This is a genomic window from Chitinophaga pinensis (assembly GCF_007896845.1).
In the GTDB taxonomy this organism is placed as follows: Bacteria; Bacteroidota; Bacteroidia; order Chitinophagales; family Chitinophagaceae; genus Chitinophaga; species Chitinophaga pinensis_C.
Genome location: NZ_VOHS01000047.1, coordinates 1 through 13049, shown reverse-complemented (window position 1 = coordinate 13049; position 13049 = coordinate 1). Strand labels below are relative to the sequence as shown.

The window sequence follows — 13049 nt, the reverse complement described above, 5'->3', positions numbered from 1 at the left end:
CAGTGAGGATGCCATACGATCTTATCATTGCTATAATTGCCATCGCCGTCTTCATCCCATAATGGTGTGTCGTCAAAGTCAGGGTGAGCAGTCAGCGCCAGTGCAAGGATGCCGGCTGTTTTGCTGAATCCCACGTCTTCCGGACTAAGCGTAGTAGGGAATACATAACCATCTACCGGAGCGCCATTCATCTTACCGGCAGGCTTTGATGTACTCTTACCAGCCTGTCCTTTAACGATGATCTCAAATTCAAGTTGTCCCCATTTCTTATTGTGTGTAACACTGGCGGAGATGATCTTAATCTGCTTCATGACAGTGGATGTTGGCCTTTTACAGGAATCACAATCCGGTGCGGCAAAAGCGGATAATATAGTGAAAAGAACCAGTGCTGCTGTAGCTGTGATGTTTTCATGATGCTATTAATTAGTGTGATTGATTTTGATAATTCAAATATAGGTAGGATTCCTAACAATGTGTTTATCGGAGTTTTCTATCCGGATATAGGAAGGCTCTATATCTGATTGTTAAAAAGAGGGATGAATGTATCTGAAAATCCAAACTGAAGTCATTTACGTAGTGGCAGTTAAAACGGCTGCAAGGCGGCTATTGCTCATATCAGTAGTGAAAATTTCTTTTATGTTTTAAATCCGCACATATTAATTCCCCGTATCTAATCATGTACCGGTTTTAGCCAATAGCATTGTACAGACTAACTCACTAAAACCGATAAGGAAGCAGATATAATATACATGCCGGTAATCCTGTCAGTGCACATGCACAGGACCTCACGTTAATTAATCAAGACCTTTTATGATCACGAAAAAACTAAAGCAGATCCTGCTATGGGCCGGAGGTATATCCTTGTGTCTCGTAGTAGTGCTTGCGGTGCATATCTATATGGTAACGCGCCCCAAGCCACCGGGTGCTAATACCCGTATCATGGCCAGAATAGACATCAGGCAGGATATTCGCAACAGGATGCGGATAAGATAGCTGCATGGTTGTATCAGCAGAACGGTGTGGACAGAGTGATGGTTAATCCGGCTACTGATATAGTAGTGTTTACATTCTTTCCCGTGAAAACCAGTGCTGGTAGTATTGTCAGCAATTTCCAGACAGCCTTTCACTATCCTGCACAACGTTATTTACCCAGCGAGGAAGAGATGAAAAGCGGTTGTCCTGCCATGGCGCAGTCATTCACCACAAAGTTATCGGGTGTGTTTAAACATATTTTCTAACGGCTAATCAATATTATCATATGAAAAAATCAGCGTGGTTATTTATGCTCGGGCTTGTTGCCTTCGTCGGACTAATGGAATCCTGTAAGAAAGACGATGATGCCCCCATGGTTACAAAAATGTCCCTTTATGATTCCCTTGGTGGTTCCGCCATGGTGAACGATCCTGCCAATGCCGGCATGAAGATCGAGCAAGGCAGACTCGGTATCCGTTCTGTGGTGGATAGCGCCATCTTCGTGATCGCAGGTGATGCAAAGATCAATGGCTTCTTTACAGTGCTGCTGGCAGAAGTGACTACTGGCAACACCAGTGGTTTCGAAAGACTCAGTAAAAATCTGACAGATTTCATCTGTGTCGCTACCGGTGGAAAAAGCTTTACTTATGGTGGGCTGAATATGAAAGACGCACACGATCCTGTTAAGAATCCGCGTATGAATGGAAAAGCTTCCAATGCAGATTTCGACGCCTTTATCGCTGATCTGGTTGTTGCTGCAAAAAAGAATGGTTTGTCTGATCAGCTGATTGGTCAGGTAGGCGCTTTGGTAGAGACCCTGCGACCAGTAGTGGTGCAGAAGAGTTAATCAATCGGGAACGAGAGAGACAATCGCCGACAGATGAAAATATAGAACGTCTGGAAAAAGAAGTATAACATATAACTCTCAGATTATTCAGGGCTTCCGTCGAATGACGAAGCCCTGAGTCAGTTGAACATAACCATGCCATCCATAACGGCTATCGTCAGCATCATGCTCATAACCATCCTTATAACACTCCGCCGCATTCCTGATTGCTAATTCTTTTTTTTCCATCCGACTACTATATCCTAACTTCATCCGTCACTAAGAACGTCTATGCATTTACATTTGTTTGATGAACTCGTTTACACCAAACGCAGACAAAAGCTCTCCGCTAATGTCGGAAAAGGTCTTATTCTCCTGATGGGAAATGACGACAGCAGTATGAACTACGCGGATAATACTTATCCTTTCCGTCAGGACAGCACTTTCCTTTACTATGCAGGTATTGATATAGCCGGACTGGCACTTGTACTGGATACTGAATCCGGAGAAGAAATACTTTTCGGAAGAGAGGCAGGGATTGATGATATCATCTGGACAGGTCCTTTACCTTCATTACAGGATCTGGCTCAGAAGGTAGGTATTGCTAAGACAACACCTTATGCGCAGCTGGGCGAAGTCTTGAAGAAAGCAAAAGATACCGGACGCCGGATACACATTTTGCCTCCTTATCGTCCGGAGAATAAGATTAAACTGGCCGAATGGTTGCAGCTGTCTGTTGCGGGTTTACAGGAAGCCGTATCTCTGGAACTGATCAAGGCAGTGATCACACAACGTGAATGCAAAGATCCGGATGAAATAGCGGAGATGGAAGCAGCAGTTTCAGTGAGTGTGGATATGCATTTGGCTGCTATGAAATATACCAGACCCGGTATGAAGGAATATGAAATCGCAGCAAAAGTAGAAGAAGCGGCATTAGCAGCAGGTGGACGTTTATCTTATCCTACTATTCTGACGATCAATGGTCAGGTATTACATAACCACTTCCATGGCAATCAGGTAGCTGAAGGACACATGATACTCTGTGATGCCGGTGCAGAAACAGCGATGCACTATGCAGGCGACCTGACAAGGACATTCCCTGTAGGAAAACAGTTTACTACCCGTCAGAGGGAAATGTATCAGGTAGTACTGGATGCACTGGACCATGCAGCAGATCTGCTGAAGCCCGGCATTCAATATAAAGAAGTACACACGCAGGCATCTGTTAAACTGGTGGAAGGTCTGAAAGCGATCGGATTGGTAAAAGGAGATCCTGCAGAAGCAGTAGCAGCAGGTGTACATACCTTGTTCTTCCAGTGTGGTCTCGGACATATGATCGGATTAGATGTACATGATATGGAAGATCTGGGCGAACAATATGTAGGTTATTCCGATACACTGAAAAAAAGTACGGAATTCGGTTGGAAGTCCCTGCGACTGGGCCGTGAGCTGAAACCGGGTTTTGTACTGACAGTTGAACCGGGCATTTATATTATTCCGGAATTGATAGATCGTTGGGTTGCTGAGAATAAACTTAGTAACTTTGTTGATTATAACACGCTCGCAAGCTATCGTGATTTTGGTGGTATCCGTATAGAAGATAACTTTGTGATTACGGAAACAGGTAGCAGGAAGTTAGGTAAAGAGTTGCCAAAAACAATCGCAGCTGTCGAAGCGTTAAGACAATAGACTACAGACTAACCCATATATTATATCGTAAAGGAGTCCGCCGCCGGCGGACTCCTTCTTTTTACAGGTGATAGATTGGCGGTATCACGGGCGATGTAACAACGGAATACGTTCAGCAACGGTCGTCGGACTAACACAAGCCATTACAACCAGTATCAATGCAATGACATTGGCTATTGTACGGATAGTATGCAGATATATCCATGGCTGCTCAAATTTAATCCGCATGTCTGCAAGATCAGTAACGCTTGCCGCAGACAAATTAAAAGCGTCCAGCATATTGTTCAGCGGTACATTGCCAAACATCGTCACGCCAAAAGTGCCTCCCAGATATACAATAGATGCCAGCAACAAGAGCCAGAAGAGGGGAGATAACACGGGGCCGTATTGCAGATAAGTACACAAGGGGAGCAATAACACAGTACCCATAAAACTCAGAAAGAATACAGGGTTTAATATGGCCCTGTTCATCTGTTGCATAGCCTCCAGATAAGTACTGTCAGATACCCGGGCCAGACCCGGAATAACAGAACAGGACCACGCGTAGAATAGGCCGCTGATCAAGGCAGTTGTTACAGCCGTAAGTATCATTATTATATAGGAGAAGGTAAACATGTGATTAGTTTTTCTGCTTGTCATATTCATAGTTTTCTAAAGCTTTTAATATAGTTGGCGATGGCTGTCATCTGATCGGGATTCATCCGCTTTTTGAAAGCGGGCATGATCCGCCTGCCATTGCTGATCTGAATGAAAATAGCACTGTCGGACAACTGGCTTTTCTGCAGATTCTTAGCCCCCAATAAGCCCCTTGTTCCATCTGTACCATGACAGCGGGCACAATGATGGTCATAAAGGGTGCGACCTTCTTCCGCAGGAGCCGTAAATGCGCTTGTCAGCAGCAGGCATAATAGAAAGAAGAGGACGATTCGTATGGACTGCATATCTTTTTTTCTCAAAATTAGGGTGGGGCAGGGGCGGAAAATAGAACAAAACCGTCAGGTATCTGTAAATGCAAAAAAGCAGTCCGCTGACGGCGGACTGCTCTCGTAATACGTCTGTGTATGTGATGTGAGAAGAAACTGATTAATATACAGTAATGGTTGGATCCCACTGGCAGTAACTCCATAATTTCTGCGTCTGCGTATCGGCATCGAATAAATAAAGACCGAATTTGATCACGAAATTCTCTGTGCCTTTAGCTTTCACAGTAGAAGTCAGTGCGTAGATGTTACGGGATTCTGTTGTTGCAGGTAATCCGTTAACGCTGCCGGAAGGGATCACACCACCTGGCAACAAAGTCTTGTTCATAACGAAAGGATTAAATACGTCGCCTGTAGGACCAAGATTTGTATTTCTTTCTATACCGTAGATGATGATAGCATCATGACCATTATTGGAAAGTGAAGATCCCCAGAAAGCTACAGTAGACTGATTCGGTACTGAGAAGGAAAGATCAGCAGTTCCCTGCTTGGATGGTTTATTCACAAAGGAGCAGGCCATTACTTCCGAGTTGTGATCAATAGGCATCGGATTGTTGGGATCGGTGCTGATCTGGGACTGATGGTTCTGATAGATGTACGCAGTGTCTACGAGGAACATTACATGGACGAGCTGGTCGTTCACATCGAGGATATTGCCCTGCGTTGCGCGACTGGTGGCTGTAGCGGTTTGAGACATAAAATGTGGTTTAAAATTATTACCTACTCTTTTTCGGCTTTTCGGTATACGCCATTTAAGATTTGTGTATGTATTGCTATATAGCGGGCAAAAGAAGGACTGTATTCCCCGGCAGGAAATAGCAGATTGCAATGGAGGCAGACAGTTCTCCTGTCAGATAGTATATTATCTGAAGATCAGAGATTGATATGCCATAGATGATCTTTTGAATGATGGAAAGGGGTGCTGCGGTGTACTATGTTTTTCATGATTGTCCTGATGATTGAGGTCTTTTGCGAATAGGAAACTGGTTATCTGAGTAATAGTGGTCTCACGGCAATAATAACAGGACGCGTGGTGTTTTGTTCGATCGTGCAATTATATTTCAGAAAATAGGTACAGGGAAAAGGACATTACTATTCTTTGGCAGGAGTAACCTCATACAATCTGTTCGCAATTTCCTGTTCAAGAGACACCGGTACAGTAGATGCTACATCACCCACCGGGGCATATCGTAATGTTTCTTCATCCCAGGCAAAAATGTATGTCTCGCTGCCATTAAAACTTACATTATAACGTTGCTCATCATTGAAAGAAAAAGGTTCCGCTTTTACCATGTATGGAACACCGTCAACTAATAAGTTAAATGATAATTTATTCATAGTTATCAATTTTCGGTTATGAACACAAGAATCAGACCTTAATGACAGCCCCGGCTGTTATCAGCGGGCTCATTACTGAATTGAGTATTGATATATTTCCTCACAGTGGCACGCAATGCGGGCCGTAATCTCAACAGGTTAATGCAGCAATATTTATACGCCCAAGGGAGATTTTTTGTTCAGTGTTACGGTATGATAATTGTTGAAGGGATTGCGCCCCTGATTTACCGGCAGACGCATTATTGAAACCATCTATCTATTCTATTTGAAAGAACTGTAGCCATTATCCGGCATCGCAGGGGAGGAATAGACATATCAACTGGAAAAACCTTTCTTACCTCAATTTTATTGGAAACACTTAAACCAAAATTTCACTCATGAAAAAATCCTTCCTACAGTTGTGCACAACTGTGACCCTGGTTGCTGCATTGTTTACTGCGTGTTCGAAGCAATCATCTGACGAAACGGTAGACCCTGCAAAGCAAGAGGGCAATGCCACTGTCAACTACCAGATTCAGGCAGTTAATCCGAGTGGTTCTATTGATGGTTCCGGGGGAGAACGCCTCGCCAGAATCATTAATGACCCGTCTGTTGCATCTTTCCCTTCTTTAAGATTTGACCTGACCTGGGATAGCATCAAAGTAAGGTTCAGGGAACTGAAATTCGCGGCTAAAAGCGGAGCAGACGAAATCAATATGAGCATTAAGACAGACCGCTTTATTGATATTCTTGATAGTACATCATTGGGCAGTATCATGCTGCCGGTCGGCAACTTTGATCATGTAAAAGTTTATTTCCGTGTGCAGGGTGACAAGCAGAAACCTGCTATCCTGATGAAAGGCCGGATCACCTGGCAGGGTAATGACATCCCTGTTGAGGTAGTTATAGTAGGTAAAATTGAATTGACAGCAACAGGCAACGATGTGGCTATCGGTGCTGATGGTCTCTCCTTTGACGGTAAACTTAAACTGGACCTGAATCTCGTAATGTCCAAACTGCAGATAGGAGACTTTACCGGTACCTTCACTGGCGGCAAGATCGTGCTGAGCATCGACGCAGATGTCGATACCAACAACAGACTCAAGTCTGCGCTGGAAAACAGCATGTCGGTTGAGCATAAGTTAAGATAGTCATGTAATTATAACCATTTGGTAAAGAAAGGTGAAAGCCGTCCACACTATAGTGGACGGCTTTTTATGTGCCTGTCCGGCGCACAATTATTTGTCTGATCAGACTAATTAGTCTAATTTTGACAGAATCAATTATCTCTGGAGATGAAAAAGTCAGAAAGGACGAGGCAGTTGATCATAGAACAGGCTGCGGACATATTCAACGAAAAAGGCGTTGCAGGTACTTCTATTGATGAAGTGCTGCAGGCGGCTAAAGTGGCCAAAGGCTGTTTATATGGACATTTTCAGAGTAAAGATGAATTAGCACTGGCCAGCGCAGCATACCTGCTGGATAAGGTGGCTAACCGCCGGATGAATATACTGCAACAGCATAAAACATCTGTAGACAAACTACTGGCTTATGCTGAAATGAATACAAATCCGCTGGATAACTCCTTTGTCCATGGTGGCTGTCCTATTCTTAACTTTGGAGTAGATACAGATGATACCAATCCGGCCATCCGTGAAAAGGTACAATCGGTGATTAAAGCCGCTAACAGGAATCTGGTCACTATTATAAAGGAAGGCATTGCAGCCGGTGAGTTATCTCCGGAGGTCAATCCGGAAGAATTCGCCATCAAGCTCTTTGCTACTATGGAGGGCGCCTTTCTGATGTCTCGTGTGATGGGATCACCATTACCCATGAAGACAGCCATAAGGGCAATGAAGAAAGAAATTATAGCATATAGTCTTATTTAATTGTATGAAACAGCCCACCGTTGGCTGTTTTTTTTATTGTTGATAAAAGACTAAATGGTCTATACGTCAAAAAGGACTTATATATTTTTTTATTATAAAATAGACTGAATAGTCTTAATAATACCACTAATTATCATCGTCATGGAAGCTCAAGATAAAAAATCGCGACTGAAAGAAGAGATCCGTGCCAGTATACTGGACGCTGCATTCACGCTGGCAAAAGAAAACGGCTGGGAAGCTGTCAGCATGAGGAAAATAGCTACAATGATCGCGCATACTGCGCCGGTTATCTATGACTATTTTCAGAATAAAGAAGCCATTATGAGAGAGCTGGCCCGTGCCGGTTTCAGATTATTGGCTACCGGCATTACTACCGCACAACAGGAACAGGAACAGCCGGAGCAGCAGCTGCAATCAATGTGGATGGCTTATCTGCATTTCGCGCAGACAGAAAAGGAATATTACCAGCTGATGTTTGGTATGGGCATTCCTCTGAGTGCAGATAACAGCTCTTCTCCGGAGATCGACGTATTTGCCGGACTGATACAGGACGTGATCAGACAGACGGCTAACGGAGAGATCCTTTCTACAGAAGAAGTCGCACGCAGGTATTTCCTCCAATGGTCAGTTGTACACGGTCTTATCGGACTGGGACGTATTTACAAAGACAACACAGATACATTCAACAGGAACGTAGTGCTGGATATGCTCAGACAGACAACTACCGTTGCCTCCGCAGCATAATCCATCCCGTCACATTGTACAGCAAAATGAAATAAAAGAGAAAGGCGCCCGCTGACTGCGAGGCGCCTTTCTCTTTTATAACAAGGGAGGTGTTTATCTGATGATAATGAAATCACCTTTATACACAACCACACCTTCCGGTTTCTTCACTTCGGCTACATAGATATAGCTTCCCATTGGCAGATCCAATGCTCTCCAGTCATTTCTGTAGTCATTAGACTGGTATACCAATGAGCCCCATCTGTTGTAAACAAGCAGTTTTGAGCCGGGGTATTTTTCCAGTCCTACAATGATGAAGCGGTTATTCGCACCATTGCCCGGTCTGAATGCATTGATAAATGCCAGATCTCTTATAGAGGCGGCCGCAGTAGCTACGGCTGTATTATTAGAGAGATCTGTTTCTGTTTCGTCTGCGCTTACAGAGGCAGTGTTGACGATCTCTTTATTATTAACACGGCAGGTGATGGTAAGCGTTACTTTTTCTTCCGGCAGCAGCTGATCAACGGTTGCAATCACCTTTCTGGCCGCAGGACTGGTAATGATGCTACCCTTGCTGCTGATATAATAAGTTGGCATATCCAGCGAAGCCGGCAGCGAATCTGTAATCGCGATGTTGGTAAATGTTTTCTCACCCACATTGCGCACAACGATCTCATAAGTGATATTATCACCCAATACATAGTACTGACCATTGGTTGGCTGTGTCACGGCCTGTTTGCTGATCACCAGATCTCCCTGCAGTTCACGTACCGGAACAATCGTCTGATTTCCACCATTACAATTTGGATCGGCAGGGTCGCAGGCTACCGTATTGTGGGTAGTCGTACCATCGCTTACCTGTGCCACATTCGTAATGTTTTGTACGCCATTGAGGTTATCATAGGTCTGCACAACAAAGCTTACCTGACTGACAGCATTTGGTTGCAGGTCCACAATGCTGAAGTTTACATTATTGCCGATCAGCGCACCGCCACTTACATAAGAAGTATAAGCAGGCACCGGATCCTGTACTGTCAGTTGACTGATATTGACATTACCGGTATTACGGATGAAGATGGTATAAGTGATCTGCTCGCCCTGACCAATCTTACCATCTGTATTGTCAGCAGGCAGGGCGGCTGTTTTCCATGTTTCAAAACTGACAACACTATTGTCATTATCATTGATATTAACGGTTGCCTGTGCATTGGTCGTACTGATCGTAAATGTACCCAGTGTGGCAGCGGATGCTCCGCTAAGGCTGACAATCACTGTTTCAGTACCTTCCATCAGTCCGTCATCAACAACAGTTACCGGCAGTGTAACGCTATTCTGTCCGGCAGGGATAACGATGCTGCCGGTTAAAGAAGCATAGTCAATGCCCGGCGTAGCCGTACCACTTGTGTTGTAAGTAACCGTAATGTCTTCCACAGCAGTAATACCTGTTGGTAAGCTGATGGTGAAATTACCGGTTGTAGCTGGTTCCGCAGCATCATTCAATGTGGTGATGCTGATAGTGGAATTCGCTGTTGTGTTGTCATCGTCACTGATCGTGACAGTAGCGGTATTATTGGTGGTGCTGACAGTGAATGTACCGAGCGCAGTACCGGTACCGCCCGTGATAGTTGCGATTACCGTTTCGTTACCCTCTATCAGCTGATCATCATTGACGATCACGTCTATGTTCGCACTGCTCTGTCCTGCCGGGATGATCACAGATCCGCTGAGCGTTGCGTAATCAGTACCCGCAGTGGCTGTTCCGGCAATCGTATAATTAACGTTGATGTTTTCTGTTGCGCTGATGCCGGCTGGCAGACTTACAGTGAAGCTGCCATTGACAGAAGGTTCTGCGGCATCCGCATTTCTTGAAATACTGAGCACTTTATTAGCGGACGTATTTTCATCATCAGCGATAATCAGGGTGGCGCTGGCAGTACCCGGTGTATAAATACCAGTGGTGATAGCTGTGCCGCCTGTAATTGTGACAATCACAGTTTCGTCTCCTTCCATGAGCAGGTCATCATTGACTACTATTGGTAATGCGACGCTGTTTTGTCCCGCAGGAATAGTGATCGTGGTACCGCTGGTAGTATAGTCGGTGCCCGCAGTTGCGGTACCCGCTAATGTGTAGCTAACCACAATGTCTTCCGAAGCAACGATGCCGGTTGGCAGACTAACAGCGAAATTACCATTAGTGGCAGGTTCGCTGCCGTCGTTGGTATTGATGACATTGATGATCCTGTTGGTGACAGTATTGTCGTCGTCGCTGATATTGATGCTGGCTGTTGCATTGGTCGTGCTGGCAGTAAAGGCACCTGTGCTTATGCCAGTACCACCTGTTACTGTAACGATCACCGTTTCGGTTGACTCAATGACCTGATCATCCAATACAGGAATTGTCAGCGTTGCACTGTTTTGTCCGGCCGGAATGATCACCGTAGTACCCAGGGTAGTATAGTCTGCACCAGCTGTCGCGGTACCGGCAATGCCGAAGTTCACCGTCACATCTTCATTCACCGTCACAGCTGTTGGCAGGCTGATTGTAAATGCGCCGTCAGTGGATGGTTCGCTACCATCATTTGCAGCAGTAATGCTGATTACTTTATTGACAGCAATATTGTCATCATCACTGATATTCACAGTAGCTGTTCCATTGGTCGCACTGGCCGTAAATGTACCGGCCGCAGTAGCCGTACCACCTGTTATAGTGACGATCACCGTCTCAGTAGATTCTATTGCCTGATCATCCAATACAGGGATCGTCAGCGTTACGCTATTCTGACCTGCAGGGATGATGATGGATGTGCCCGGGGTAGTATAATCACTACCTGCCGTAGCAGTACCGGCAACGCTGAAGTTTACAGTTACATCTTCATTCACTGTAATACCTGCCGGCAGACTGATCGTGAACGCAGCATTGGCAGATGGCTCGCTACCATCATTCGCAGCAACGATACTGATCGTTTTATTGACAAGAGTATTATCATCATCAGCGATATTGATAGTGGCGACAGCATTTGTGGTGCTGGCGGGAAATGCACCGGTAGTAGCACCTGTACCATCAATGATTGTGACGATCACCGTTTCTGGTGCCTCAATCATCTGATCATCCAGCACAGGGATCGTCAGCGTTACGCTATTTTGACCTGCAGGGATGATGATGGAAGTACCGGGGGCAGTATAGTCAGCACCAGCGGTAGCAGTACCGGCAATACTGAACTGAACCGTGACGTCTTCATTCACCGTTACACCTGTTGGCAGGCTGATAGTGAATGCTCCGTTGGTAGCTGGTTCAGCACCATCATTTGCAGCAACGATGCTGATGATTTTATTAATAGTGGTGTTATCATCATCGCTGATGTTCACCGTAGCCGTATTATTAGTACCGGCGGTAAATGTGCCGGCGTTGACAGCTGTACCACCAGTAATAGTGGCGATGACTGTTTCAGTCGCTTCAATCGCCTGATCATCTCTTATCGGAACAGCCAGCGTTACACTGTTTTGTCCGGCAGGAATGATCACCGAAGCACCAAAGGCGGTATAGTCCGCACCAGCGGTAGCGGTACCGTCACTGTGAAGTTGACGGTTACGTCTTCATTCACGGTAACACCTGTCGGCAGACTGATCGTAAATGCACCATCAGTAGCTGGTTCGGCGCCATCATTCGCAGTAGCGATACTGATGACTTTATTAATGGCAGTATTGTCATCATCGCTGATATTCACGGTAGCGGTGTTGGTAGCGCCGGCCGTAAATGTACCCGCATTGATTGCAGATCCACCGGTGATAGTTACAATAACGGTCTCACTGGCTTCAATGATCTGGTCATCCAGCACAGGGATGGTGAGTGTTGCGCTATGCTGACCAGCCGGGATATAACAGACGTACCAGGGGAGGTGTAGTCAACACCGTCGGTTGCTGTACCCGTTACGCTGAAGTTAACCGTTACGTCTTCATTACCGTTATACCTGCTGGCAGGCTGATAGTGAATGCGCCGTTTGTTGTTGGTTCAGCACCATCGTTCGCAGCAGCGATACTGATGATTTTATTAGTGGCGGTATTGTCATTATCGGTGATGTTGATAGTAGCAGTAGCATTGCTTACACTGGCTGTGAAGGCGCCAGCTGCTGTAGCAGAACCACCTGTGATCGTAACAATCTGTTTCAGGAGACTCAATGATGATATCTAGTACCGGAACAGTCAGCGTTACGCTGTTTTGTCCGGCGGAATGATAACAGTTGTACCTGATGCAGTGTAGTCAGCACCCGCTGTAGCGGTACGGTCGTTGTAAAGTTGACAGTTACGTCTTCATTTACGCTTACGCCTGTCGGCAGACTGATTGTGAACGCGCCGTTTGTTGCAGGTTCAGCACCATCATTTGCAGCAACAATACTGATGACTTTATTGACAGCAGTATTATCGTTGTCGTTGATGTTAACAGTCGCGGTAGCATTTGTTGCATTGGCAGTAAATGTACCGATGCTGATAGTGGTACCACCTGTTACATTTACCACGACCGTTTCGGTCGCTTCAATGATCTGGTCATCCAGTACAGGAACAGTTAGTGTTACGCTGTTCTGACCAGCCGGGATGATCACAGAAGTACCCAAAGATGTGTAGTCAGCGCCGGCAGTAGCGGTACCAGCTACGGTG

General features: G+C 45.4%; 15 protein-coding genes and 1 pseudogene. 7 read left to right on the top strand and 9 right to left on the bottom strand.

The annotated features are described in order from the left end of the window. A pseudogene (locus tag FEF09_RS25800) lies at nucleotides 1-311 on the bottom strand (hypothetical protein); the annotation flags it as partial. Between the two features lie 499 nt (nucleotides 312-810). On the opposite strand from FEF09_RS25800, the gene FEF09_RS25795 reads away from it, so the two are divergent. The 4 genes from FEF09_RS25795 (at nucleotide 811) to FEF09_RS25780 (ending at nucleotide 3487) form a co-directional block, all read left to right on the top strand. Further along, on the top strand, nucleotides 811-993 hold the full coding sequence (locus FEF09_RS25795; protein ID WP_146307777.1) for a hypothetical protein: 183 nt from the start codon (nucleotides 811-813) through the stop codon (nucleotides 991-993). 8 nt (nucleotides 994-1001) lie between these two features. Beyond that, nucleotides 1002-1238: a hypothetical protein gene (locus tag FEF09_RS25790; protein ID WP_146307776.1), complete on the top strand. Its 237-nt coding sequence runs from the start codon at nucleotides 1002-1004 to the stop codon at nucleotides 1236-1238. A 20-nt stretch (nucleotides 1239-1258) separates the two neighbouring features. Then, a complete protein-coding gene (locus FEF09_RS25785; RefSeq protein ID WP_146307085.1) occupies nucleotides 1259-1819 on the top strand; it encodes a group I truncated hemoglobin in 561 nt (186 codons plus the stop codon). A 270-nt stretch (nucleotides 1820-2089) separates the two neighbouring features. Continuing rightward, complete coding sequence (locus tag FEF09_RS25780) at nucleotides 2090-3487, top strand: aminopeptidase P family protein (protein ID WP_146307084.1); 1398 nt, start codon at nucleotides 2090-2092, stop codon at nucleotides 3485-3487. Between the two features lie 84 nt (nucleotides 3488-3571). Here the strand turns inward: FEF09_RS25780 and FEF09_RS25775 are convergent, their stop codons facing one another. The 4 genes from FEF09_RS25775 to FEF09_RS25760 form a co-directional block, all read right to left on the bottom strand. After that, nucleotides 3572-4126 carry a DUF1772 domain-containing protein gene (locus FEF09_RS25775; protein ID WP_261387659.1) on the bottom strand — a complete coding sequence of 185 codons (555 nt, stop codon included), beginning with the start codon at nucleotides 4124-4126 and terminating at the stop codon, nucleotides 3572-3574. A 2-nt stretch (nucleotides 4127-4128) separates the two neighbouring features. Next, the gene (locus tag FEF09_RS25770; RefSeq protein WP_146307083.1) at nucleotides 4129-4428 is read right to left on the bottom strand and encodes a c-type cytochrome; all 300 of its coding nucleotides are present in this window, start codon (nucleotides 4426-4428) and stop codon (nucleotides 4129-4131) included. A 142-nt stretch (nucleotides 4429-4570) separates the two neighbouring features. Further along, nucleotides 4571-5164, bottom strand: coding sequence for an inclusion body family protein (locus FEF09_RS25765; protein WP_146307082.1), 594 nt, complete (start codon nucleotides 5162-5164; stop codon nucleotides 4571-4573). Nucleotides 5165-5559: 395 nt separating this feature from the next. Then, nucleotides 5560-5805, bottom strand: coding sequence for a hypothetical protein (locus FEF09_RS25760; protein WP_146307081.1), 246 nt, complete (start codon nucleotides 5803-5805; stop codon nucleotides 5560-5562). 377 nt (nucleotides 5806-6182) lie between these two features. Here FEF09_RS25760 and FEF09_RS25755 point away from each other — a divergent pair, with 377 nt between their 5' ends. The 3 genes from FEF09_RS25755 (at nucleotide 6183) to FEF09_RS25745 (ending at nucleotide 8417) form a co-directional block, all read left to right on the top strand. Continuing rightward, nucleotides 6183-6935: a hypothetical protein gene (locus tag FEF09_RS25755; protein WP_146307775.1), complete on the top strand. Its 753-nt coding sequence runs from the start codon at nucleotides 6183-6185 to the stop codon at nucleotides 6933-6935. A 144-nt stretch (nucleotides 6936-7079) separates the two neighbouring features. Further along, nucleotides 7080-7673: a TetR/AcrR family transcriptional regulator gene (locus FEF09_RS25750; protein ID WP_146307774.1), complete on the top strand. Its 594-nt coding sequence runs from the start codon at nucleotides 7080-7082 to the stop codon at nucleotides 7671-7673. Nucleotides 7674-7814: 141 nt separating this feature from the next. Continuing rightward, complete coding sequence (locus FEF09_RS25745; RefSeq protein ID WP_146307773.1) at nucleotides 7815-8417, top strand: TetR/AcrR family transcriptional regulator; 603 nt, start codon at nucleotides 7815-7817, stop codon at nucleotides 8415-8417. A gap of 93 nt (nucleotides 8418-8510) precedes the next feature. On the opposite strand, the gene FEF09_RS25740 is transcribed toward FEF09_RS25745, so the two are convergent. From FEF09_RS25740 to FEF09_RS25725, 4 genes are all read right to left on the bottom strand, one after another. Next, on the bottom strand, nucleotides 8511-11918 hold the full coding sequence (locus FEF09_RS25740) for a Calx-beta domain-containing protein (RefSeq protein WP_146307772.1): 3408 nt from the start codon (nucleotides 11916-11918) through the stop codon (nucleotides 8511-8513). Continuing rightward, entirely contained in the window at nucleotides 11915-12232 is a 318-nt protein-coding gene (locus FEF09_RS25735) for a hypothetical protein (protein ID WP_146307771.1), read from the bottom strand. Before FEF09_RS25735 ends, FEF09_RS25740 begins: the two co-directional genes overlap by 4 nt. Nucleotides 12233-12341: 109 nt before the next feature. Next, entirely contained in the window at nucleotides 12342-12572 is a 231-nt protein-coding gene (locus tag FEF09_RS25730; RefSeq protein WP_146307770.1) for a hypothetical protein, read from the bottom strand. After that, the coding region (locus FEF09_RS25725) for a Calx-beta domain-containing protein (protein WP_222597148.1) at nucleotides 12569-13049 on the bottom strand (481 nt) is incomplete at its 5' end. The genes FEF09_RS25725 and FEF09_RS25730, both read right to left, overlap by 4 nt.